This is a genomic window from Paenibacillus sp. FSL H7-0442 (genome assembly GCF_038593105.1).
Lineage (GTDB): Bacteria > Bacillota > Bacilli > Paenibacillales > Paenibacillaceae > Paenibacillus > Paenibacillus polymyxa_D.
The window spans coordinates 5,185,087-5,210,751 of record NZ_CP151963.1 but is presented as its reverse complement, the minus strand read 5'-3'; the positions used below and the strand labels follow the sequence as shown (position 1 = coordinate 5,210,751).

Annotated in this window: 19 protein-coding genes; 16 read left to right on the top strand and 3 right to left on the bottom strand. The window is 43.7% G+C overall.

Going from position 1 to position 25,665, the window contains the following annotated elements; genetic code table 11:
- Positions 1–104: 104 nt before the first annotated feature.
- From MHH57_RS22985 to metK, 5 genes are all read left to right on the top strand, one after another.
- Positions 105–2,471: a copper amine oxidase N-terminal domain-containing protein gene (locus MHH57_RS22985; RefSeq protein WP_340933431.1), complete on the top strand. Its 2,367-nt coding sequence runs from the start codon at positions 105–107 to the stop codon at positions 2,469–2,471.
- Positions 2,472–2,570: 99 nt separating this feature from the next.
- Positions 2,571–4,112 (top strand): stalk domain-containing protein, encoded by a 1,542-nt coding sequence (locus tag MHH57_RS22980; RefSeq protein ID WP_341162921.1) that lies wholly within the window; start codon positions 2,571–2,573, stop codon positions 4,110–4,112.
- Positions 4,113–4,157: 45 nt separating this feature from the next.
- Positions 4,158–4,736: a hypothetical protein gene (locus MHH57_RS22975; RefSeq protein WP_341162922.1), complete on the top strand. Its 579-nt coding sequence runs from the start codon at positions 4,158–4,160 to the stop codon at positions 4,734–4,736.
- A gap of 143 nt (positions 4,737–4,879) precedes the next feature.
- Positions 4,880–5,170 carry an alpha/beta-type small acid-soluble spore protein gene (locus tag MHH57_RS22970; RefSeq protein WP_341162923.1) on the top strand — a complete coding sequence of 97 codons (291 nt, stop codon included), beginning with the start codon at positions 4,880–4,882 and terminating at the stop codon, positions 5,168–5,170.
- A 331-nt stretch (positions 5,171–5,501) separates the two neighbouring features.
- Positions 5,502–6,704, top strand: a complete 1,203-nt coding sequence (gene metK, locus MHH57_RS22965) for a methionine adenosyltransferase (protein WP_013312298.1) — start codon at positions 5,502–5,504, stop codon at positions 6,702–6,704.
- Between the two features lie 129 nt (positions 6,705–6,833).
- Here metK and MHH57_RS22960 read toward each other — a convergent pair whose 3' ends face one another.
- From MHH57_RS22960 to MHH57_RS22950, 3 genes are read right to left on the bottom strand one after another with little or no spacing between them, the layout of a single operon-like run.
- On the bottom strand, positions 6,834–7,736 hold the full coding sequence (locus tag MHH57_RS22960) for a helix-turn-helix domain-containing protein (RefSeq protein WP_342434576.1): 903 nt from the start codon (positions 7,734–7,736) through the stop codon (positions 6,834–6,836).
- A 55-nt stretch (positions 7,737–7,791) separates the two neighbouring features.
- Positions 7,792–10,908, bottom strand: coding sequence for an efflux RND transporter permease subunit (locus tag MHH57_RS22955; protein ID WP_342434575.1), 3,117 nt, complete (start codon positions 10,906–10,908; stop codon positions 7,792–7,794).
- Positions 10,905–12,314, bottom strand: coding sequence for an efflux RND transporter periplasmic adaptor subunit (locus MHH57_RS22950; protein WP_029514596.1), 1,410 nt, complete (start codon positions 12,312–12,314; stop codon positions 10,905–10,907). Before MHH57_RS22950 ends, MHH57_RS22955 begins: the two co-directional genes overlap by 4 nt.
- 266 nt (positions 12,315–12,580) lie before the next feature.
- Here MHH57_RS22950 and MHH57_RS22945 point away from each other — a divergent pair, with 266 nt between their 5' ends.
- The 11 genes from MHH57_RS22945 (at position 12,581) to flgK (ending at position 25,662) form a co-directional block, all read left to right on the top strand.
- Positions 12,581–15,298, top strand: coding sequence for a stalk domain-containing protein (locus tag MHH57_RS22945; RefSeq protein WP_342434574.1), 2,718 nt, complete (start codon positions 12,581–12,583; stop codon positions 15,296–15,298).
- Between the two features lie 47 nt (positions 15,299–15,345).
- Positions 15,346–16,506: a sensor histidine kinase gene (locus tag MHH57_RS22940; RefSeq protein WP_013312293.1), complete on the top strand. Its 1,161-nt coding sequence runs from the start codon at positions 15,346–15,348 to the stop codon at positions 16,504–16,506.
- A 4-nt stretch (positions 16,507–16,510) separates the two neighbouring features.
- Positions 16,511–17,233, top strand: a complete 723-nt coding sequence (locus tag MHH57_RS22935; protein WP_340886602.1) for a response regulator transcription factor — start codon at positions 16,511–16,513, stop codon at positions 17,231–17,233.
- Between the two features lie 169 nt (positions 17,234–17,402).
- The gene (locus MHH57_RS22930) at positions 17,403–17,843 is read left to right on the top strand and encodes a hypothetical protein (protein WP_039271515.1); all 441 of its coding nucleotides are present in this window, start codon (positions 17,403–17,405) and stop codon (positions 17,841–17,843) included.
- A gap of 200 nt (positions 17,844–18,043) precedes the next feature.
- Positions 18,044–20,161, top strand: a complete 2,118-nt coding sequence (locus MHH57_RS22925; RefSeq protein ID WP_342434573.1) for a helicase-related protein — start codon at positions 18,044–18,046, stop codon at positions 20,159–20,161.
- A gap of 347 nt (positions 20,162–20,508) precedes the next feature.
- The gene (locus MHH57_RS22920) at positions 20,509–21,075 is read left to right on the top strand and encodes a ComF family protein (protein ID WP_342434572.1); all 567 of its coding nucleotides are present in this window, start codon (positions 20,509–20,511) and stop codon (positions 21,073–21,075) included.
- Between the two features lie 383 nt (positions 21,076–21,458).
- Entirely contained in the window at positions 21,459–21,926 is a 468-nt protein-coding gene (locus MHH57_RS22915) for a LysM peptidoglycan-binding domain-containing protein (RefSeq protein ID WP_318627928.1), read from the top strand.
- A 747-nt stretch (positions 21,927–22,673) separates the two neighbouring features.
- Positions 22,674–23,084, top strand: coding sequence for a TIGR03826 family flagellar region protein (locus tag MHH57_RS22910; protein ID WP_039271507.1), 411 nt, complete (start codon positions 22,674–22,676; stop codon positions 23,082–23,084).
- 195 nt (positions 23,085–23,279) lie between these two features.
- On the top strand, positions 23,280–23,555 hold the full coding sequence (flgM, locus tag MHH57_RS22905; RefSeq protein WP_342434571.1) for a flagellar biosynthesis anti-sigma factor FlgM: 276 nt from the start codon (positions 23,280–23,282) through the stop codon (positions 23,553–23,555).
- A gap of 10 nt (positions 23,556–23,565) precedes the next feature.
- On the top strand, positions 23,566–24,066 hold the full coding sequence (locus tag MHH57_RS22900; protein WP_342434570.1) for a flagellar protein FlgN: 501 nt from the start codon (positions 23,566–23,568) through the stop codon (positions 24,064–24,066).
- A gap of 15 nt (positions 24,067–24,081) precedes the next feature.
- Positions 24,082–25,662: a flagellar hook-associated protein FlgK gene (gene flgK / locus MHH57_RS22895; RefSeq protein WP_342434569.1), complete on the top strand. Its 1,581-nt coding sequence runs from the start codon at positions 24,082–24,084 to the stop codon at positions 25,660–25,662.
- The last annotated feature ends 3 nt before the right edge of the window (positions 25,663–25,665 follow it).

Here is a 25,665-nt window from a genome sequence, read left to right as displayed (position 1 = left end):
AAATGGACGCTTTCTTTCAACTAGATTCCAAGCTTCTGTGATATTGTCACAGATATCATTTTATAAGGGTTCTCATAAAGCTCGGAAAGGAGGTGTAACGACTGATGAGTGACAAGATCCGACAAAAAGACAAAAATAATATTTCTGGTTATATTCAAGGAGGAGAAAAAAAGGTTATGACAAAGTTTAATAAAAAAATGATTAACGTGCTGGCAACAGCAACATTGGTTGCTGGTGTAGCAGCTCCAATCGCAGCATTGACTGCACCAACTGCAATCCATGCAGCTTCTAGCTTATCAAACCTGAATAGCCCTAGTATTGGTTCTAGTGCAAAAACGAATGTTGAATTGGGTAGAGCAAAAGTTAGCATTAGCCAAGCTTCCATCAGACCTGGTGCATCGTTTACAGTAACATTGCCAAAAGGTTTTGAATTTTCTGGCGCTGGAAACGGTGTTAGTCGCGTAAGAACTGCTACTGACGCTACTTATGGTTTGGGTGTATATCTTGATGCAAAAGATAACGACGACGCTGAAAACCTTGAATCTACTGGATATAAAGATGCAGATGCAATTGTAGTTACTAAACTGACTAACAAGTCTGCAAAAGTTGAATTGAATTTCAGCAACTCTGCTGATGCTGCTGATCTTTATCTGAACTTTGGTAAAATCAATGTTACTGGACCTAGCAATGGACCTATCAAAGTTGCTATTGATGCTGCTTCCGCAAGCGGTTTGACTAGTGGCGAAGTAGTGATTGGTAACGTGGTTTCTTCTGGTCAAATTTCTTTGAGCGCAGCTGATACTGTTTCCAGTGAAGAAAACTTTACTGCAACTTTGAAAGTTAAAGAAGAAACAGCTGGTTCATTGGGTAACAACAACATTAAGTTGAAATTGCCTAGCGGTTTCAAATGGGATTCTGCTCCTAAATCCGCAGCTACTATTCTGTTTGGTACTGATATCAAACCTGAAAACGTAAAATATTCCACTGACGGCGATACTTTGACTTTGTCCTTGGATAAAGTAAGTGGTGAGCAAACATCTTTCCAATTGCCTGTAGGATTCTATGTTGATGATGAAAACAGTGCTAAAGAAGGCGATGTTACTGTTAGTATCTCTGGTAATGCAACAACTGATGTTAGCTCCCTCGTAGTAGGTAGCTACGGTCAAATCGGTGGTGGCGTTTCTGTTGCTACTCCATCAACAATCCTTGCTGGTCATGACGAGCAAAAAATTGGTGATGTTACAATTAAAGAAACTGTTGCTGGCTCTTTCGTAAAAGGACGTACTGTAACTTTGCGTTTGCCTGAAGGTGCTCGTTGGCAGTCGACTTTTGAAAGCAATAACCCAGGAAGTAACTTCTCTGGTTCTATGGAAAACACTAACGGTTTGGGTGGAGCAGAAGTTTCCTACACTGACTCTGACAAACGTACTTTGAAATTGACTTTCAATAGCGCAAACAGCACAACTGACGCTGGTACTTTGAAACTGAAGAACGTTGAAGTTGCAACGCAACCAGGTTTCTCCGGCGATCTGAACGTTGATGTTGCTGGTAGCCAAGGTCTGAGCGGTACTGTTAAGGTTGCTACTGTGAAACAAGCAGTTACTCTGGCTGCTGCTTCCAAACCAACCCTGACAATCGGTCTGGGCGATCAACAAGTTGGCGATATCACAATCACTGAAGCTGCTAAAGAAGCTTTCGTTAAGAAAGACGGTAGCCGTGAAGTAATCTTGGAATTGCCAACAGGCGTACGTTTTGCTTCTACTCCAGAAGTAAAAGTTACAGCTGGTGACGTTAAAGTGAAGAGCGTATCTACTGATACTTACGGCGAAAGCAACAAAGGCCGTCTGAGCTTCTACATCGACAGCGAATCTGCTACTCCAAGTACAATCACAATCTCGGCTCCTAAGCTGACTGTTGACCGTACTGTAGCTCAAGGCGACATCGTTGCTAAGCTGAAAGGTAGCGCAGTTTCTTACACTGCATACAAAGGCGCAACTGACAACACTCAAAACTGGAAAGACAACAACACTGCAGCTGCTGAAGTAGCAATCGCAACTGTTGGAACTCCAGCTCCAGGTGCTACTAAAACTAAAGCTGTCTTCACACTGGGAAGCACTTCCTACACTGTGAACGGCGAAAGTAAAACTTCTGATGTAGCTGCTTATGCTGAAAACGGACGCACTTACTTGCCAGTACGTTATGCAGCTGAAGCTTTGGGTGTATCCCCACAAAACATCCTGTTTGACAAAGCAACTTCCACAGTTACCCTGATTAAAGGTGACCGCGTTGCTCAAATCAAACTGAACACAAACCTGTTGACTATTAACGGTTCTGTGGTTCGTATGGACGTTAAAGCTGTAACTAACAAAAACCGTACTGTACTGCCTATCTTCTGGGTGAGCAGAGCGTTGGATGCATCCATTAACTACGATGCAACTGCTAAAACAGTAACTGTTGAAAACAACAACTAATTTAAGAGCAACTCTTTTGAGTTAACTGAATTAGATGAGAAGAGGGTTCCTTTTGGAGCCCTTTTCTTTTATTAGTCTTATTGACAAAGGAGAGAAATTATGAAACGTTTTGGAGTGGCAGTACTGTCCACACTGGTTCTTTCTTCTGCGTTCGCCAGTCTTGCAGGAGCTCAACCAGGTGATATAAAGGTTATTATTAACGGCGTAACTCAGCAATATACCCAGTCCCCGGTTGTTAGTCAAAATACAACCTTGGTGCCTCTGCGTGGAGTTTTCGAAAGCTTGGGTGCGAAAGTCGATTGGGACAGCAAAGCTAAAAAAGTGACAGCATCTAAAAATGACGATACGTTAACTTTAAATGTTGGTTCTAAACTTGCTTATAAAAATAGTAATCCTGTACAGCTTGATGCAGCTACTCAAATTCAAAAGGGTCAAGTACTCGTTCCTTTACGTTTTGTGAGCCAATCATTAGGCGCCAAAGTAAATTGGGATCAGGCTACACGAACAGTGACCATTTCCAATCAAGCTAATGGTAATACTACTACTGTTGATCAAACCAATAGTTTATCCAGTAAGCCTCTCACAGCTCCTGTGACCAAAGTTACTTATGATACCTATTATAATGATTCTTTGACTTATGATGATGCAGTTAAACTGGCCATAGCTGATAGTACTTCAGTTAAAACAGCAGCAACGAATATCGATCAAGCCGGAAAAATCATGAAAGAAGCTGGCAAGGATATTAACTTTGTTCCAGCAGAAGCAGGTGATGAAGCACAAGACAAAGCTTTTAAAGGTTATGCTCAAACGAACCTTAATTATGAGGCTGCTAAAAAGAACTTGGATATGACCAAAGAAGGCATTGAGTACAATGTGAAGGATCTTTACAATAAGCTTCTTCAAAAGCAGAATGCCGTTAAACTGGCTGCATTGAATATTGAAGATGCTGAGCGCAAGCTGAAAGTTGCACAAATTAAAAGAGATAATCAAATGTCGAGTGATTATGAGGTTACGCAAGCAACTAATCAGTTGACTCAAAATCAAGCTGCTTTAGAGAAGGCAAAAAAAGATCTAGATAGTGCATATGTATCTTTGAACCAAGTGATTGGTTACAAACCAGAGCAACGTTATGAATTAAAGGATAAACCTGTATATTCTGAGTTTAAAGATAATGTGGAAACTAAAGTAAGCCAAGTACTTACCAGCAGCACGGCTATTTGGCTGAGTGAGCAAAAAGTGGATTTGGCTGAATTGAGCTTGAAGCTTTACAATTTTAGTACGCCAGGTAACACACCTTACGAAGCCGAACAGCTTAATGTTGAGAAAGCTCAGTATGCAACAGAGGGTACAAAAAGACAACTCGAAGAAGCAGTAAGAACAATCTACAACAACATCAAAGCATTGGAAAGCCAATATTCACAGATTCAAGCTGGCTTGGTGAGTGCTAGAAGTGCGGCTGATATGGCTAAGAAGCAATTTGATGTTGGGTTGGCTACAGAGCTTCAGGTTTATGAAGCTAATTTGAAAGTCACTACTGCTGAGCAACAGGCCGAAGATATAGTTACAAATATTGATACTTTGAAGTTGGCTTTTGATAAGCCTTGGGCTATGCAGGGTTCTTCTGGAGCTAGCGCACAATAATTAAAACTTAACTATACTTGCTATAACCTGCTGTAGGAGGACTTCATGAAATCACGCTATAAAGTATCATTGGCTGCTGTTTTACTTGGAGGAGGAATTGTTGCTGGTTCCTTAATGAACAATTCAGTTGATGGTGCCTCCAGTTCTGGACAACCTGGTACAGCTGATGATCCAGTCGTAACCAAAAGCTATGTTGACCAAAAAATTGCTCAGGCCATCAAAGGTGGAACACCAGCAAGTAATACGAGTAGTAAAACGACTAGTTCGACTACTCCAACAACAAACGCTACTTCTAACACAACAGCGTCAGGAGCTTCTGGTGCAGGAAAAACTTCCACACCAGAGCAGACAGAGGCTTTAAAAGTAGTTGATGTAAAGCCTGGCCAAAAACTGATTGCCAAAGCAGGGTCAGAGTTTATTTTACGAAATGGTTATGCTGTTGTGTATAGTATGGATACCAGTGGTGCTATTGATATTACTTCTGGAACGGAAATTTTCCATAATCAGGCTGTCGAAAAAAATCATTTATTATCCTTTCCTAGAGAAGGAAGAGGTATTCAAGTAAAAGAAGGTCAGAAGTTTGGTCTGGTCGTTATGGTACGAGGCGGTTACACTGTTCAGTAAACTGTTTTTGTATATAAGCTGCTTTCGGTGGGCTCTTTTTCTTAAATACTGCTTGGGATAGTAAATTGTTCTTGGCTAAATTGAACCTAATCGCTACACACTAACCCCATGAAAGACAATATGTTTAGTGGAGGGTGTATACGATGGCGTCAAGAGGTCAAAGACGATTAATTCCCGAAAGCCGTGCCAGGTTAGATGATTTGAAGTATGAGATCGCTGCTGAGTTTGGGCTACCAGTTTATAATCCTCAATATACTCATATACATCCCAATGCTGACAGTGAATTTGCTGCAGAATTGGGGGAGTTTTCGGGGGGCCAAAATGTAGCATGGCGTGATTTGACTTCAAGACAGAACGGTTCAGTTGGTGGTGAAATTACTAAGCGACTGATACAATCTGCTGAACGTAGCTTATCTGAATTTGGTACATTGTAAATAGCAATAATTTTCTAAGTTTTTGATTATATAGTAGCGTATAGACTAGGGTTATTTACATGTGAATCGAAAATGATTTGTATGTAAACTTACCTCAATTTCGAATGTTGTAATTGGGCTGCACGAATTGACACCTTGTTTTAAATAGGATATCATGGCATTTGAGGCTTGTACGCAACCTTTTCCTACCGGAAAAGGTTCATTTTTTATTAATAAGGTAACAAGATATCTTCCGCCATTTGTTAGCTTGAAGGTATCTGAATAATGCCATTGCCATGTCAGGATTTTTTAATAAATCCTCATGTATTTTAATTGTGGGAGGTTGAAATTCATGTCTGTAAAAGGCCGCCATTTGTTCACGTCCGAGTCTGTAACAGAAGGCCATCCGGATAAAATCTGTGATCAGATATCCGATGCTGTATTGGACGCCTTTCTGGCTAATGACCCTAATGCACGGGTAGCATGTGAAGTATCGGTAGCTACTGGTCTCGTTCTCGTCATTGGTGAAATCAGCTCCAAATCGGAATACGTGGATATTCCATCCATTGTACGTAATACGATTAAGGAAATTGGCTATACACGTGCGAAATACGGTTTCGACTATAATACTTGCGCTGTATTGACTTCTTTGAATGAACAGTCGCCGGACATTGCTCAAGGGGTTAATGCTGCCTTGGAAAGCCGTGATCCTGCTGAAGTAGATAAAGAAACGGAAAACATTGGGGCTGGGGATCAAGGATTGATGTTTGGTTTTGCTACGAACGAGACACCTGAGTTGATGCCTTTGCCTATCGCTATGTCTCACCGTATTGCACGACGTTTGTCTGAAGTACGTAAGGATGGAACACTGAATTATCTTCGTCCAGACGGGAAAACTCAAGTAACGGTAGAGTATGAAAATGGTAAACCTGTTCGTATTGATGCTATTGTGGTTTCTACGCAGCATGCGGAAGATACTACTTTGGAGCAAATTCAAGCAGATATCAAAGAAAAGGTTATTTTGCCAGTTGTTCCTGCCGAATTACTGGATGAGCAAACCAAATATTACATTAATCCAACAGGACGCTTTGTTATCGGTGGCCCTCAAGGAGATGCAGGTCTGACAGGCCGTAAAATTATTGTGGACACGTATGGTGGTTATGCGCGTCACGGCGGGGGAGCATTCTCCGGTAAAGATCCGACCAAGGTGGACCGTTCCGCTGCTTACGCTGCTCGTTATGTAGCGAAAAACCTCGTGGCAGCTGGATTGGCAGACAAAGTGGAAATTCAGCTTGCTTATGCCATTGGTGTAGCTACGCCTGTTTCGATTAACGTCGATACATACGGTACGGGTAAAGTAAGCGATGAGAAGCTAGTTGAATTGATCCGAAATAACTTTGATCTGCGCCCAACAGGCATCATTCGCATGTTGGATCTGCGTCGTCCAATTTATAAGCAAACTGCTGCCTACGGTCACTTTGGCCGTACAGATTTGGATGTACCATGGGAGAGCGTAGATAAAGCTGAAATTCTAAAAGAACAAGCGGGGCTGTAATTCCTCGTATATTATCAAAATAAAAGCAATAACCCAAAAAGACTGTTTCATGCTTTGCATGAACAGTCTTTTTTTGATGTGTTTCGCTGTTAAGTATGAATTTGCACCGAAGTACCGAATACTGAGTGACTACTCGGATATCGGTGCATGGTCCAATAAATTTTTAAGTAAACGACAAACCTTTTGCAGTTCCTTGTACTGCTCCAAATACGCAAAAAGGGCTTTCAGGAGGCCTTTTTGAGGGTTCGATTTCAGAGCCTCTTCCTTTAAATGAGCGTAGATTTGCTGACACTCCTGTTTCTCCTCTGAACTCCACGAAGACAGCAGTATACTGTCTTCCAAGGAGTGGAGAAGGCTGTTAATTTGACGGCCTTGGTCAAAGGGGTTACTTAGAGCACTTTCAGGTAACCAGCCGTGCTTGCTCCAGAACAAATGTGGAGCTGAATCAGCATTGTTCAGGCTGGTTGCCAAGGAACTGGATAAGAAGATAATAAACTGTGTTAGATGTTCAATCGTTTCATCATTCATCCGATCGGCAAAGAAGCGAATATATTCAAACACAATGCTTTTAAGTACAAAGGTCATATCCCATGCATGATCTTCAATGCTCGGTCCAAAAATATCAATCAGGCAGTCGCGAACCCATTTGTACAATTTGTATTCATGATTCTCGAATGCGTAATTGAGTTGTTCATTCTGAAAAATAAGCATGGAAGGCTCAGGAAGATCCATCATGAGATACACTTTGTTTTCAACGAGATTTTTCAAGTAAAGTACAATAAAACCGTGCAGTTTATCGTGCTTAGAAAGATTAGGTTTGCTGTAGAGAGCCCGGATGTCTTGTTCAATGTTATTTTCCAGAATGATACACATTTCTAGAGGGAGTTCTTCTTTTCCTTGAAAATATTTATAGAAGGATGCTTTCGCCATCCCACTTTCTTTGGCTATTTCTTCAACAGATGTTGAATAATAGCCTTTTCTGGAGAACAGCCGAATGGCCGCCTGTAAAATATCATTTTTTTTACTTTCCATACATACTTCCCCCTAGGGACCGGCCAACTCGACAGCATCGAATTCACTTCATACATCACAAAGGTTGGTCACGTGTGATAACTGTGTGCTGCTGTTTTTTGAGTTGACGGCGCATCTTGTACTTGGCCATGATCATATACAAGGACGGTACGACAAACAAGGTTAACAAGGTCGAGAATAACAAACCGAAAATGACGGTAAACGCCAGTGGCTTAAAGAGCAGGCTTCCCAATAGTGCTAATGGAATCATACCTACAATAGCTGCCAAAGATGTCAATAAAATCGGTCTGAAGCGAGCAGCGGCCGCCTGTATTACGGCTTCCTTTAATTCCATTCCTTCATGTCGTGCATCCTCGATAAATTCAATTAACACAATCCCATTCCGCACAACAATGCCCGCGAGTGCAATAATTCCCATGATGCTCATAAAACCAATAGGCATACCGGTCAAGAAAATACCAATAATCCCGCCGGCTGCTGCCAGGTACACGGTCGTCATAATAATAATAGGAATGGAGAGGGAATAAAATTGCATAGTAATCAAGAGTAAAATGAGCAAGACTACAACGATCGCCAGCTGTCCTAAGTCCTTGAATATGGTCGATTGGTCAGAGGTTTCCCCACCAACCTCCCATTTGTAGCCTTCTGGGAACTTCATTTGCGCCAGCTTACCTTCAACATCAACCATCGCTTCGCTTGCAGTTCGTCCGTTCAAATCGGCTTCCACCGTAATCGTCCGCTCCATATTGTAATGCTTGATTTGCTGAATAGCAAATGACGGTTTAATCTGGACAAGCTGGTTTAATGGAATTTGCTTACCAGCTGCATTAACTACACTTAATTGTTGGAAAAGCTTACTTGGCTCCTCGTCGCTGTGATTCAAATACATTTTAATATCTACCAGACTGTTTCCAGTATCAAATTGGCTGACTTGGGCTCCTTCTTTTAATAGAAGCAGGGTGCGAGTCAAATCTGTGTAACTTACCAGGTATTGATCCATCGCTTGTTTGTTGACCTCAAGCTCCAGTGCATATCGTTCAATTCCTATATCATCCACGATGCCTGTTGTGCCCTCTACTGTCGCGATCTGCTCCTTTGCTTTTTGGGCAAGAGTTTGCAGTTCATTCAGATCCTGACCTGAGATACGAATAGAAACGGGCTTACCCACTGGAATCCCGAGACGAGGAACATACATCGTAACTGTAACTCCAGGGTAGGATTTCTTAACATGTTGTTCCCAAGCATCAACTGTCGTATTGAGATCGAATACGTTTTCTTTGCCGACGACAGCAATCTGCCCCACCGTTTCGTTATAACTAATATTTCCACCCGAACTATTAATGTCACTAAACAGTTGTGGGGCAGTCCCTCCAGCGCTGTAGACGACCTTGGAAGTTTCAGGTTGCTTTTTCACCCAGCCTGCAAGGTCTTTAACGACCTGGTCGGTTTCCGCAATTGAAGTGCCTACAGGCATTTTTACATTTAGTGCGACATGAGGATCTTCCGACTCAGGAAAAAGTTCAACTGAGGTAAAGGGAACTAATCCATAGGCGGCTGTTCCAAGCATGAGTCCGACCATGGCTGTCAACAAGGGACGCTGAATAACCTTAGGCATCAGTTTTTGTGAATAGAGCTTGTTTAAAGAATGAATCTGCTGGCCGAGCAAGCCTGCTGGTTTAGACTTACCCTGAGGGTGACGAGCCTGTCTGCGCTTCTCATACCATTCTCGAAAAATAGGGATGATGGTGAGCGACATGATCATAGAGGCAAGCATGGTTAGGGAGACAATAGCAGGAATAGGTTTAATAAAGGCACCTACATTTCCAGGAAGAAACAACAATGGCGCGAAAGCTGAGATAGTAGCCAGAGTTGCAACCAAAATAGAAAGCATGACCTCTTTGGTACCTTTTACAGCTGCGACTGAGGGTGATTCTCCTAATTCCGTAAGTCTACGCTCAATATTATCATTTACAACTACGGCATCATCCACGAGTATGCCGAGTACGATGATCAGACCGACAACGGAAATCTGATTTAGAGTGATGCCGAACATAGGCAAAAAGATAATGGCAATCGAAACCGAAATAGGAATGGCCAGTGCAACAAATGCAGAGGTGAGCAAATTCAGCCCCAACATACAAACGAGAATAACGGCCACAATCGCAAGAATCGTTTCACGCTTTAAGTCGTCAAAGATATGGCTTACCTGATCCTTTTGTGCAAAAAGAGTTTGAAAGTGAACACCTGCGGGGAGTGTTTTTTCCAGTTCTTTGAGCTTGGTATTGACCTTTTCGCTCATAGAAGGGATGTCTGTGCCTGTTTCTGCTCCAATACTTAACGTAATGGCCGGTTTACCCTCTACATAGGCAAAGTATTCTGTATTAGGATGGGCCAGCTCCGTTATGCCGATATCTCTCAAATAAACAGGATTACCCTCTTTGGTGCGTGTCAAAAGGACCTGATTCAATTCATCAGCTTTTTCGGTCTCGCGAACAATAAGTTGATAGGTACGTCCGTTGTATTCAATATTACCAGTAGGGACCCGATCAATTTGAGCCTGAATCGCTTGAGCCACTTGTCCCCACGAAAGCTGGTATTGCTGAAGTTTCTGATTGTCAATATGGACACGTACTTCTTGATCAGGGAGACCATTGAATTTGACGCTAGATACGCCAGAAATGGTATTGAGCTGATCTTTCCAAGTCGTTGTTAAATCATTTAGTTTATACAGCGGTGTGGAAGAGTCAGCCGTCAGGGTATAGGAGCCGATAAAAGAGCTGGTTAGTTTGTCATTTACAACAGGTACTTCAACGCCTTGAGGAAGATCAGCTTGTGCATCTTGCACTTTTTTACGCATATCATCCCAAACCGTTTGAGGATCAACTCCGTTTTTGGATTCGATTAAAATAGAGGAGAATCCGTTACCAGAAGTCGAACTAATCGTTTTAACACCTTCAACTTCCTTAATGCGTTTCTCCAGCTCTTTAGTTACGGTTTCTTCTACTTTTTGTGGTGAAGCACCAGGGTAGACTGTTGTTACCATAGCATTCTGTATGGTGACATCCGGCATTTCCTGCTGTGGTAACTGGAAAAAGCCGAAGATTCCGACCAAAATCAGCATGACAAAAAACAGCAATGTAATTTTTCGTTTTTTTACGATGTACTCAATCATGGGCGTCCGCCTTCCTCCGACTGAATCGCATTTCCATCAAACAGGTTTTCTGCCCCTTTAACGATAATACGTTCGCCTTCACGAAGTCCCGATACGATTTGCAACTGATTATCTACAACCTGATTACCAAGCTCCACAGGGGTTTTAACAGCTTTTCCTTGAATGTCTTTGAAAATAAAAGGCTTGCTTCCCGTGTTAATGACTGCTTCGGCAGGAACGAGAATCCCATTCTTGTCGGTCACCTGTTGAGCAGCTTTAATGACCTGACCGGGTAACCAGTCTCGCTGTGGATTGTTTATAACAATCTCTACGTTAACCCTTCCTGTGTCGGTGCTGGTTGAAGGATAGACGTTAGACACCGTACCTTGACGGGTCTCTTCATAGAGCGCCACTTCTACTTGTTGACCCTTTTTCCAATCCTTAATTTCACTGTCTGGTACAGGAAGTAGTACTTTGAGGCGGTCGATGGTGCCTATGCGATAGACGGCTTGCCCTGACGCGACCAAATCACCTGTATTCACGATTTTTTCTAAGATTACACCGTTCACAGGAGAGATTAGACGTGTGCGTGAAAGTGCAAGTTCTGCCTGCCCCTTGGCAACAAGGGCTTTTTCGTAGTTGGCATGGGCTTGTTTTTGGGAAGCCACAGCCTGTTCACTGGCCGCTAGGGCTTTGCTTTTACCTGCAAGCGCATCTTGAAAGGAAGCTTGGGCGGATTGATGATCTTCGGCTGTGGCCCCTTCCAGCAAAAGGGACAGGGATTCCTTGGCTTGTTCCAAGTCTTTCAGGGCTGCGGTAGCATTCAGGTGAGCATTTTCATTATCTGATGCGGTAGCAGCGCCTGCCTCAAACAGCTTCTGTGTGCGCTCGCTATCCGTCTTGGCCTTGTTATAAGCGCTTTGTGCCTTATCTACAGTAGCTTGCGCTTGTTGTTTCTCTTGAGCACGTGCGCCTTTATTGACCTTGTTAACATTCGCGCGAGCTCCTGTAATGCCGGCATCGGCGGATTGAATCGCGGAGGTAGCAGCCTGTAAATTAGCCTGTGCGTTATCTATACCGGCCAAGGCCTCTTGAATAGAGGCTGTCGCCTGTGCAACCTGCAGTCTATAGTCAGCGTCATCTAGACGGGCAATGGTTGTACCTTTCTGTACAGCCGTCCCGGTAGTGATTTCTGCGCTAGCGACGATACCTCCGTTCTGAAAAGCCAGTGTACGTTCTTCATAGGCTTGAAGAGTGCCTGACAAGTTATAGGCAGTATGAAGTGGCGTTGATTTGACGATTGCGGTCCGCACAACGGTTGGCTGTACAGATGAACCTAGAGCGGCATCTTTTTTTTCTGTAGAACATCCGGTCATTGCGATGCACAGGGATAAAGTAGATATGATGATGGCCCGTTGTTTATTCATGATTATCAATCCTTCCGATAGGGTCATAATTAGAGAAGTGAACTAATCAGTATTATTTGAACTAACAAGTTCAAATGTATTATAGTGCGCCGATATTGCATTCGTCAATTCATCGTTTTAGATTTTATGAATTAGTTGACGGGACTTTCGTAACTTTTGCCTATATAATAAGTCTATTAACATAAGAGGATTTTTTTGTTTATTGATAGAGTACATGCGCGGAACAAAACCGTTTAAATACATTGAAGATGGGAGCTATTATCCAAATGTTTTTAAGTAATAAGAAACAGAGTGAAGTGAAAGTTAATGGCAGAGGAATCGCTAAAAGATGGGCCGTGTTAACACTGGCAGGGGTATTATGGGTCGGTCCAGTTGCTGGAACTGGGGCTCTAATCCCCTTGAATGGCTGGATGTCTGCTCCAATCGCAAGTGCAGCCTCTGGTTCAACTGTAAAATTGGGAGAAGAGATCATTACTTCGGGTGCAACATTATTGAAATATCGTTTTAAAGGGTCCAAAGGAACAGCACTGGCTGATATCATTCGAGTAGACTTGCAAAATCCGTACGTTAAGCTGGATGTCATGACGGGGAAGAATGGACAGTTTACGACCCGGCAGAGCACAGGCGGCATGGCAAAAGAGACTGGAGCGGTTGCTGGTGTAAACGGGGATTATTTTAATACCTCAAGCGAGGGAGCTCCGATCGGTGGACAAGTATCCAAGGGTGTGTTGATGTCTACTCCATCTGATTTAACGGGCATGTATGCCTTTGCTGTAACCAGAGATGGTTCTCCGATGGTGGAGCAGTTTACTTTTGAAGGAACAGTAAAAGCTGGAGACGGGTCGTCTTTCTCTTTGGCGGGGATGAACAAGGCTTCGTATTCGCCTGAGACGAGTGGGGGCAGTTATAGTCACTCTAATGCTATGTATATTTATACATCTGCTTGGAAAGCAATTGAGCGGCCCAAAAACAGTTCGACAACGCCTACCGAGGTATTGGTACAAAATGGTGTGGTTACGCAAGTCTCCGACAATGCTACATTGAATATGACCGTTCCGCAGGATGGCTATATTTTACGTACTCACGGTAAAGCGGCTGATTATGCCAAAGCGCATCTGACCGTGGGACAGACCGTAGAAACGAGCTATCGCCTTCGTGTTAAATCGACAGGGAGTGAAGTAGATCCTTCCAACCTTCAGATGATGATTGGTGGACATACCATATTAGTAAATGACGGTCAGAAAACCTCTTTTTCCCGGAGCACAACAAGCATAGGCGGGACGCGTGCGCGTACAGCTTTAGGATATTCCCGTGACAAGCGTTACGCTTATGTCATTGCCGTTGAGAAGAATGGGAACAGCGTTGGTGTATCCCTGAGCGAGCTGCAAACGCTGATGAAAGATATTGGCGTCTGGAAGGGTATGAACCTCGATGGGGGCGGTTCTACGACCATGGTGACTCGTGATTTGGGAGATACGACAGCGGGACTTACGTTCAATACGGAATATGGTACAGAGCAACGTAGTATCGTAAATGGAGTGGGGGTATATACCAATGCTCCTAAAGGAACGCTCAAAGGTTTCACCATCAAGGGCAATAAAACGCTGCTGATTGGTCAGACCGGAAGCTATTCCTTCAAAGGCTATGACAACTACTACAATCCATTCGATACCTCAAAAGTACAAGTGACGTGGAAGTCCAGCAACCCGGCTGTTGTGTCAGTGAGCGGCGGCGTTGTGAAGGGAGCCAAACCGGGAACGGCTACTTTAACGGCATCCAGTGGCTCAGCCAGCGCTACAACTAAGGTCACCGTGCTTGGAGCAGATGAAATTTCATCACTCACCGCAGGAAGTGGAACTGGCTCGCTTACCGCTGGAGCTAAAATCGCTGTACCGGTAACGGCAAAGACAAAAGATGGACAGAGTGTCAGCATTACGTCAGATGCGCTCAAATGGGAGTTCATTGGCTTTAAGGGAAGCGTTAAGGACAATCAACTTACAGTAAATACGGTGGATGCAGGCGTGAAAACGGGCTATGCCATCGGTCGCTATGATGGTTTCAGCGCTGTCGTCTTCTTGTCTGCTGGCGGAGCAAGTACGAACAATTGGGAGAACTTCGAAAATGTTTCGTATCCGATTGATTTTACTTCGAATGTGGAAGGTGTTACCGGCACAGTGGCTGTTGTACAAGGAGATGGCGACCATGCCAATTCCAAAGTGCTGGAACTGAACTACGATATGACAAATGGCAGTGGTAAAATGTATGCTTACGCCCAATTGAACGGCACGTCCGGGAAAACGCTTGAACAGGCGGCTACTTCCATCTCAATTGATGTCAGAGGGGATAAGAGTCTGAACTGGCTGCGTGCGGAGCTAGAGGATGCCCAAGGCAAAACAGCATATATTGATCTCGCTAAAGTGATCGACTGGAACGGTTGGAAAACCATTAATGCAGATATGAGCGGTTTGAATATTTCGTATCCAGCGAAGCTGAAACGTCTTTATGTGGTCAATGTGGCGGAAGGTCAGGACGAGCGTGCTAAAACAGGCAATGTTGCTTTTGATAATATTTCTTTTAATACACCGGGAACGGTCGGCACAGAAGGACTTAAAAAGGGAACAGCTCAAATGACGATCGGACAAAAATCAATGACAGTAAACGGAACACCTACAACAATTGATGCAGCTCCGATGACTCGCGATGGTTCAACGTATGTTCCGATTAAGTATGTGCTGGACGCATTTGGCGGACAAGCCAAATGGAATGCGGGCGATCAACGGATCACCGTTATGCGCGGTGGTGTGCTGATGGATTTGATCGTAGGGAAAAAAGAAGTTGTTCTGAACGGGAAGCGTCAAAGTACTGATGTTGCACCCGTTGTGCTAGGGGGTAGGACTTTAGTCCCGTTGAGACTCGTGTCTGAGCAGTTAGGAATGACTGTAAAATGGGAACAAGAAACGAAGACCATCACCCTTCAATCATGATATGGTATGATATATACTTGAAATGCTAGGATTGGAGTAGAACATTTGTGGACTTTCAAGCCGATATCATAGACCGAGTCATTAAAAATGCCATCCAGGTGATGGAGAACAGCAAATATCAGATGTTCGAAATATTGGACACGGCCCGGACCGAGCTGGTCACGTTAAATCAGGAGCTCCAGAGCGTCTTGAAGGAAACAGCAGAAACGATCGAAAAGGTGGACCAGCTGGAAATGAACTATCGGCGGTCCCGCATTCGGTTGACTGAGGTCAGCCGTGACTTCGTTCGCTATTCGGAAGAGGATATCAAGCAGGCTTATGAGAAGGCAACACAGCTTCAACTCGATGTGATGATTTTCCGCGAGAAGGAAATGTATCTCAAAGCCAGAAGAGATGATCTTCAAAAGCGGGCCAAAAGTGTTGAGGCTTCTGTCGAGCGCGCCGAAACCATCGGTTCGCAGATGGGAGTCGTGCTGGAATATTTGTCGGGCGAATTGGGACAAGTGACGCGGATCATCGAATCGGCTAAAAACCGGCAGTTTATTGGTCTGAAAATTATTTTGGCTCAGGAAGAGGAGCGCAAACGCATATCTCGTGAAATTCACGATGGACCTGCGCAGCTCCTTGCGCATCTAGTGCTTAGGACGGAAATTGTAGAAAGAATGATCGCCAAGCAGGAATTTAAGATGGTTCAGGACGAAATAGTAGACTTGAAGAAACAGGTTCGCTCCAGTCTTGAGGAAATGCGAAAGGTCATTTTCAATTTGCGTCCTATGGCCCTGGATGACCTGGGACTTATTCCGACGCTCCGGAAATATGTGCAGGATTTTGAAGAAAAAACGAAGATTAGATCGCTTTTTGAAACAAGGGGCAAGGAACACCGTCTCTCTTCCGCGATGGAAGCAGCCATTTACCGTCTGATCCAGGAAGCTTTGACCAATGCTGCCAAGCATGCTTATCCTACCTATGTGCTTGTTGAGATTACCTATCAGGCGCAGCTTGTAAAAATCGTGGTGCAGGATAATGGTTTGGGCTTTAAGCCAGAGCTTTTTCAGCAAAAAAGCAAAGATCATGGGCATTTTGGTCTGATTGGTATGCGGGAAAGGGTTGAACTGCTCGAGGGGAGAATGGAGATCGAATCAGCTGAGAATCAAGGCACCAAGATAGTGATTCATATCCCAACCAACGTGGAAAAGGGAAAGGAGTAACAACATGGAAAATCAGGAAATTAGCAATACACCCATCAAAGTTCTCTTAGCGGACGATCATCAGTTGTTCCGTGAAGGACTTAAACGTATTTTGAATATGGAGGACGACATTGAGGTCATCGGAGAATGTGGCGATGGTATTCAAGTGTTGGAATTCTGTAACGTAGAGAAACCGGATATTGTTCTGATGGACATTAATATGCCAATCGAAAATGGTGTAGAGGCAACCGAAAAACTGCGTGAGATGTTCCCAGATGTCAAAGTGATCATTTTATCCATTCATGATGATGAAAGCTATGTATTTGAGACGTTGCGCAAGGGAGCCAATGGTTATCTGTTAAAGGATATGGAGGCCGAGTCCCTCATTAATGCTATTCGTTCGGTTCATGAAGGCTATGCGTTTATCCATCCGAAGGTAACAGGTAAGCTCATTCAGCAACTCCGCCGGATGACCTACTTGAATGAAACAGGGGCTATGGCTGAAGGTCATACGAAGGAAGCCGGCGTGAAGTTTGTCGCAGGTGAGAATAATCCATTGACCCGTCGTGAAGCTGAAGTATTGCGTCTGATGGCTGAAGGTAAGAGCAACAAGATGATCGGTGAATATTTATTCATTAGTGAGAAAACGGTCAAAAACCATGTCAGCAGTATTTTGCAAAAAATGGAGGTTGATGACCGTACACAAGCGGTTATTAACTCAATCAAATATGGATGGGTTACGCTGTAAAGTGTAGTTTTTTCATGCATTAGACGATGCAGCTGCTAATAGATATGAATGCTGTACCGCCTTTCACTCCGGGCGATATGTCCGCTCATACAGAAACCCAGTACATAACCGTGACACCTCTTCCTGTTATACGGCATATATTGTCGCTATAGGAGGAGGTGGAACCCTCGTGACGGCTCACTTGGTTTGGATATTGCTTATATACGGTGTGGGGGCCGCTGTCGTGCATCTTATGTATATACGACAGGCGGTTCAGGCTTATCACAATGGCGAAGATTCATGCGCGATATCTTCAGGTCATCGCGCGATTCGCTATATTGTGATTACGTCCAATGACGGAGATCGTGTGGAATGGGTGATGCGTTCGTTGAACATACTTGCCTGGCTGCACCGGAGGCCGCTACATGTGACGGTACTGGATGATGAATCTATGGACGATACGCTACCGATTCTGACACGGCTAGTGCGCTATAGTCATATGGATGTTTCAGTCATTTCAAGTCGTTTTTCACCGGGGAACCCGGTTTTACCGAAGTCAGGCGGTGAAAAGCAGGTTGTTATTGATCTTAGAACAGTCAAGTCGTTGGCGGACGCCCCGCTTGTTCCTTAGCGACAGGGGATTGTGGACATCGTGGTCAAAATCGGATATAAATGTTTATAAACAGTTGTATAGGCAAGACAATAGGGATATCGTTGAGATCTACTTGATGTGAAGCACACTTCAGGCTATTAGCCACAGAAGTGTGCTTTTTTGCTGTTCTCTGGGGTGATAAGAACCCAAAAAGTCATGAATGGGAGGAGAAGGGGAAGGTGAAAATTGCAGTATATGCAGTGAGGTATAAGGGGAATTGGAATCTCCGATTAACTGTGGATATTCGAGTAGATATGACATGGTGGATGAATCCAGATGAGGGGCAGGGGAATGTTGTCGAAAGGTGGGTGTTATTAGGAGATGAGCTCCCCTTGTCCTGGGGAACAAAGCTGTGTGAAACATTTAAGGAATTAGTAGGTATGGAGCGATGGGGGAAACGGCAGTGGTGGGCTTATATTATCGCACAGCTAAAAAGTGAACTGGCTCTTGAACCTTTTGACGGAGAACGAATTTTATCTGGAGGAGTAGAGAATATATGCATTTGGGATCATGTACAAGGTTGGACTTCTCGCACAGAAAGTGGGGATGAGAGACGAGAAACAAAGGGAGGTTTACGTTCTATTCAAAAAAGGGACCTCGTCACGGGAATGGATGGATTGGAGAGGGAGTGTTTAACACGACAAGCGAATGAGCTGGCTAATTTGTTGTCAGGACGCCAGTTACTCGTTCCAGAAGTCGAAGCGCTACTGGCAGAGGCAGCGCCAGGTTTGGAGCGTACTTGGCGATCCGCTGCACAACTTGCATATCTGCAAGGCCGACTAAGCTTTGCTACTGGCCTCGATCCAGCACCTCGCACGCGCTGGTCTGCCGCGCGTACGCATGAACTCCGCTGCAATCGTTGTGGCAGCGGGATAGTGCACCGCACGAGCTGCGCATCGTGCGGCCGTAAGGCGTGCGCCTACTGCGAGACATGTCTCGCACTTGGACGCAGCCGTGAATGCTCGCTGCTGCTGCGCGGTGCAGCGAAACCCGCGCTGCCGTGCACAGCAGGCATAGCCCCGGCGACGGAACTCGACCGCTGGGGGCTAAGCTCAGCGCAGCGTGCCGCCGCCGAAGCGGCGCTGCGCTTTTTAGCCGCACCGCACGGCGGAGTGCGGGGACATTTTCGCCCGGAAGGCCGTGGGCTCCGGGCGTTGTTCCGGCGCGACATGGTTGCGTGCCGGGGATCAGATGCTGCCACTTCGCAGGGCAGCAACCTTGCCCGTAGCAGACAGTCTTCGCCGAAACCTGGCGAAGGTGCGAGGCACAACGCTGCTGATCAGCAGGTGCCTGGTACTAAGGTAGAGCGTTTTTTGCTCTGGGCCGTAACGGGCGCAGGCAAGACGGAAATGATGTTTCCGCTCTTGCAATATGTGCTAGACCACGGAGGAACGGCACTTGTGGCAACACCACGCCGCGACGTGGTACTGGAGTTAGCCCCTCGTTTGGCCATTGCTTTTCCCGATGTGAGCATGGTGACGCTCTATGGGGGAAGCGCAGAACGCTGGCAAAGGGGACAGTTGACATTGGCAACGACACATCAGCTATTGCGTTATCGTCAAGCTTTTGATTTGGTTGTGATTGATGAGATTGACGCGTTTCCTTATCACAATGATCCTATGCTTGCCTTTGCTGCACGAGCAGTATGTAAGCCGAAGGGAAAGTTTATCTATTTGTCTGCTACACCACCGCAATCCTTGCAGAAAGAGGCTGCACGCGGTCTGCTGCCACACGCCAAGGTTCCCGTTCGTTTTCATCGTCATCCTCTACCTGTCCCATTTCGTTTGGGGACTGCTTCAGTGCAACAATGGCTGCAAAAAGGTCGGCTTCCCGCATCCTTTATTCAACGCCTACGCGTATCCATACAACGTGGGGCACAGGTTTTCCTGTTTGTGACACGAATCTCACATATTCAGGGACTTGTGAAGCTGCTGATTAAACAATTGCCTGATGTACCTATTGCGGGCACCTCCTCACAGGATGAAGAAAGAACCGCTAAAGTACGCTTATTTCGAGCTACTGAAATACGTGTTCTGGTTACAACGACTATTTTGGAGCGAGGGGTAACTGTTCCACGGAGTGATGTGTACGTATTAGACGCGGACAGTAGTCTTTTTGATGAAGCCTCTCTTGTCCAAATGGCTGGTCGCGCGGGCAGGTCCAAGGATGACCCATGTGGAGTTGTTATTTTTACATCCCCCCAATGGACACGAGGTCAAAAAAGAGCAATTAGACAGATTAAACGTATGAATGAACTGGCTCGGAAAAGAGGATACCTGAAGGAGGCGAAGCACTAAATACATTAAATAAAAAAAGTTTTTTTGGAAATGTGAAACCTGAAACAAAGTCGGTACGTAAGCTACCAAGAAAGGTGCATTCTGATATGGGGATGATTCCAACAACCCGTCTATTTTTGAATTGGTTATTCCATCGCCAGTCCCAAACATGTATGGCTTGCGGCACTCTTACAGGTCATTTTTCCGAATTCCCCGGGATTTGTACTTCTTGTTCACTTCAAATTCCTTGGGTTTGCGATATTCGTTGTGTTTATTGTGGACGTCCGACGTCTTGCCCGGATTGCATAAGGCTTGACCGATTAGTACGTTACTATGTATGCAATCGGAGTGCAACCAGCTATACACCAATGATGAGAGAATGGATTGGGCAGTTCAAATATCGCGGGAATGAAAAGTATGGTTCCCTGCTGGGTGAGATCATGAATCGAGCCTATCAGGCGATGAGGTATGAGTTTGCAGGTCTTAAACATTCTCGTTTCAAGCGATCTTTGTGGAGTGTGGATGTAGTGACCTATGTTCCGGTAAGTGAGAAGAGGCTGACAGAGCGAGGCTTCAATCAGGCTCGGATCTTGGCAGAAGAGATTGCTAAGCGGAATAAGCTCCCCTTCCTATCTTTACTTGCTCGTCCGCAAGATACAGGCAAACAAAGCTTTAAATCAAAAAAGGAACGCATGAACACAATGAATAATGCGTTTTCTGTTCACCCCAATATGACAAATTTGCTGAAGTCTTTTATTTTAAAAGCTAAATCTCAATGTGTTACAGAAAATAAGCTTTCCGTTACCGTTTTGCTTGTTGATGATATTTATACAACGGGGAGCACATTGCAGGCGTGTGCACGTGTTTTGAGAGAAAAGGCATTAGAGCAAGGAATACATTTGACTATTTTTTGCCTGACCTTAGCAAGATCATAAGTCTAAATATCTGGTATTCCCCATAAATTTCGCTTGAAACTATGAAAAAAAGGTTATAATTCTCTTGAAAGAAGGGTTAAATGATAGAGCAAAAAGTCTTTTAAGCCGTACAATCAGCAGGATTTGACAACAAGCTAGAGAGAGGTATATAATAAAAAATATAGAGACAAACAAAAAGTAAGGAAGTGAGGGATGAAAACAGAATATTTCAATTTAGAGGTTGATTTTTTTGGAAAAGAGGAGTACAATTTCTATCTGTTGATAGCTAACATGATTGGTTATAAGTGATTAGCTAATGACTAAAGAGCGGACATTGGGAGTGTCTCGCTCAGTAGTAAAGCAGTTAATTAAAATTTAAAGTTAAAAAGAGGAGAGAATAAATCATGAAAAACGTAATGAAAAAAGTAGCAGTATCTAGCATGTTGGCAGTTAGTTTAGGTGCAGTATCTTTGTTGAGTCCACTTGCAACAGGTCAAGTAATGGCAAAGTCCAGCTCCGATGACGAAATTCAGCAATTGGAAGACCAACTCATAAGAGAGCAGCAAGAAGCAGCACAGAAAGCATTTGAAGCTAAGTTTTTTAAAACTGAAACTACTGAAAATGCAGCGACTGTAACACCAGCTCAACCAGCTACTGAGAACAACAATCAAGCAACAACCACAAAACCAGCAACAACTACAAATGAAACACCAGCAACTGTAAATACAATCACAGTAAATGTTCAAGAGGGCGACACACTGGCTTCTATTGCTGAAAAATACGGTGTAACTGTTGAAGAACTGGTTAAAATTAACAACCTAGTTAAAGCAGGCCAAGAACTGCAAGTACCGCAAACAAAAACAAATAAATAATTATCATTATAAATGTATAATGAAGTATGTTTTTTAAACCAAGCGTTTGACTATAGTATACGGGAAGGCCACTATTAAAACAATGCTTTTTTGAATAATTATTTGTGAAATAGCTTGTTTTTTTGGGTTGCAAATTTCCACTGGTGCATCTAGCTTGATTTCAGATAGGTTATAAGTTGAGATGATGTTAGGTCCATGAGATTTATGAATACCCACACTCCATGTGCGGAGCATTCGTATGGGCGCCGTTCCCCCGGATTTACAGGACTTTCTTGATGTCATTCGGGGCACAGGTGAACATGAATTCTTCTGAGGATTGTTTCGCCCGGTTTTTCCCTCATCTTGATAATTAATTTCTACATTTACTCATATTCATACAGCTATTTTAATTGTATAATGAAGCGCTATTCCCGAAAATAACTGGAATGGCGCTTATTTTATTTTCTATCTAAAGTACGGAGCAATGTTTGACGATAAATAGACACAGACACTAGACTGAGTTATTAGCTTTCATGGGCTTTCTTTATTTTTATGTCATTGCATATTGATGCATATAGATGTAGAGAAACTTTTGCTGATGGGTCATTCTCTCTTATACTTTTAATATGATAACTTATAAGATGTGCAATTGTGTAAAATCTGAAAATCTCTTTTTGAAATATTTGCTAGACGAGGCTCTTCATTATAAGGTAATGTAAGGATAAAAGTATTTTAAAGATCGGAAATTGGAAAGGGGCGCTACAGAGGATGAATTTGGATAACTGTCCTCGATGTGGAAAGCTGTTTATTATGAACGTCAGGGGAATCTGCCAGAACTGTATTAAAGAAATTGAAATTGAATACGAACGCTGTGTCAAACATATACGTGAGAATAAGGGCATTCATATGCATGAGCTTTCGGAGGCTACTGAGGTATCCGTAAAGCAAATCACGACATTTATACGCGAGGGACGTATTTCCATTGCTAATGCGCCCAATATGACGTATCCTTGCGAGGTATGCGGGATACCGATTCGTGAAGGGCATATGTGCGATTCTTGTCGAACACGTCTGACTAAAGACCTGCATCAGGCTGTACGCGAAAGTAGTAATCAGGATCAAAGTAATAATATGGGCTCAGGTACCTACAGCGCGATTGATAAACTTCGTGGAAAGTAGTACAGGGGAATTAAAAACACATTCAGCTATTCAAAAAGTTTCAAATACCGCCGATAATCTTTATAGAGCTTATCGGTTTTTTTATTTTAGCAACCATGCACAAAATAAAGAAGTGAGGCATAATACGAACCATGTTCGACGCTATGTCGTCTGATACATTCTGACCATATCAAATAACTAAGGAAGGTGGAAGTTATGAAAATTAACGAGACCAACCGCATCGGAGCTATTAATCCATACCAACGAAATATTGAAACAGGGCGTCAAGAGGAGCTTAAGAAGTCTCGCCGCAAGGACGAGGTTTCGATTTCTCCGGAAGCGATGGAAATGCTGAACCGCAGCAGTGATGCAGATCGCGTTAAGAAAATTCAGGAGCTTAAGCAACAAGTAGCTTCTGGAACCTATCGTGTAGATGCCGATAAAATTACAGAGAAGCTGTTACCTTACTTCAAGCAGTCTTCCGAAAGCTAGGTGAAAGATTATGCCTTTAGAGCGATTGATTGATGTGCTGGAGCAGCTTAGAGAGGCTCACGAGCAGTTGATTGCATTAGGAACTCAAAAAAAAGAAGCACTGATATCAAATAAGGTAGATCAGCTCATTCTAGTCATGAATCAGGAATCGAAGATGTCCAGACACATTGAACAGCTGGATGAACGACGCCTGCAGGCAGCATATGAATTTTTGCAGGAACGTGGTATTAAGTCCAAGTTGAATCTCAATATTACGGAGTTGTCTCGTCTTGTGTTTGATGTAGAAGATAAGCAGCGCCTCCTTCACATTCAAAAAAATCTAGCGGATACGCTTGAAGAATTGAAAAATTTAAATGAGTTGAATCAACAGCTTATACAACAGGCGCTTTCCTATATTGATTTTTCCATTGAGAGTATGTCATATTATGCGGAATCTGAAGCAGTTTATCAGCGTCCAGCTGACAAAAGTACCTCTACTGTACGAGCGGGACTATTTGATACACGCGCCTAATTGAAGGAGGAAAACATGGTCTCAACATTTCATGGTATAGAAACAGCGAAAAGAAGCTTAAACACACAAACAGCTGCATTAAATACAACCGGACACAATATCTCGAATGCCAACACAGCTGGTTACTCCAGACAAGTGGTTAGTATGAAGGCCTCGGAATCTATGGAAGCCTATGGTTTGAACCGTTCCGTTGTACGAGGTCAAATGGGTACAGGGGTTGAATTCACTGCTATTGAGCGTGTTCGTCAGACGTTCCTCGACGATCAGTATCGTAATGAAAACTCCTCTTTAGGTGGATGGAGTATCCGCTACGATACTCTGAATAAGCTCGAAACGATTATGAATGAGCCTTCTGACACAGGAATGCGCAAAGTAATGGATAATTTCTGGAATGCTTGGTCGGATTTGAGTCAGGATCCTCAGGACGTAACTAACCGTAAAATCGTAAAAGAGACTACGTTGGCTTTAACGGATGCCTTGAATCAAACAAGTAAGCAGATTGATGCACTGGAGACTGATTTAACAAGTAATATTACTTTGAAAACAACAGAAATGAATTCTCTTCTGCAATCTGTAGCAGATTTGAATGGTAATATTACCAAGTTGGAGTCTTTAGGGGATAATCCAAACGATTTAAGAGATCAGCGAGATTATGCGATTGATAAGTTGTCTAAACTGGCTAACGTTCAAGTTACTCAATTAGATAACGGATATCAAGTAACAGTAGCTGGACAGATAGTTGTAACTGGTAGCGAACTTACTCCAGTAACTGCGGACGGTCTTCAGGCTGCTTTTACAGGTGGCACCTTGACTGGCGGCGAAGTTTACGGAATGGTATTGTCACGTGACAGATATGTTGCGGATTACAAAAACCAGATGAACCAATTGGCGAACACACTTGCTAATGGAAATATTGAAGTTACCCTTCCTAAGGGAACTGTGCTTCCTGAAGGAACGGTATTGAATACAGGGCCAAATAATACAGCGGTTACCTACTCTAATGCTAATAATAACCGGAGTTTAACAAACGATTTGAAGGTTACTGTCCAAGGTATCAATGGACTTCATCAGTTGGGCTATACAATTAGTGGGACAACTCCTACCAAAGGTGATGCCTTTTTTACCTCTAAAGACGGTGCCGCGATTACAGCTGGTAATATTACATTAAATCCCGACATACAAAGTGATCCTAATAAAATTGCAACTTCTTTGCGAGTAGACGGAACAGGAACGACCGATGAGAAGGTGATACTCGGGAACAATGCTTTAGCTATGGCTATGGCTAACTTAAAAAATGTAAAATTTGATTTTGGGCCAGCTTTATCCAGTCCAACATCAGTGGATGACTATTTTAGCTCTATTGCTGGACAGCTTGGAGTTCAGACTCAGGAAGCGGAACGTCAATCGAAGAACGCACAGCTCCTGACGGAGCAAGTAGATTTAAGCAGACAATCTGTCAGTGGGGTATCTCTGGATGAGGAAATGTCCAATTTGATCAAGTTTCAGCATGCTTATAGTGCGTCTTCTCGTTTCATGACAACGTTCGATCAGCTGTTGGACAAGCTGATTAATAGTACAGGCCGTGTAGGACTCTAATTA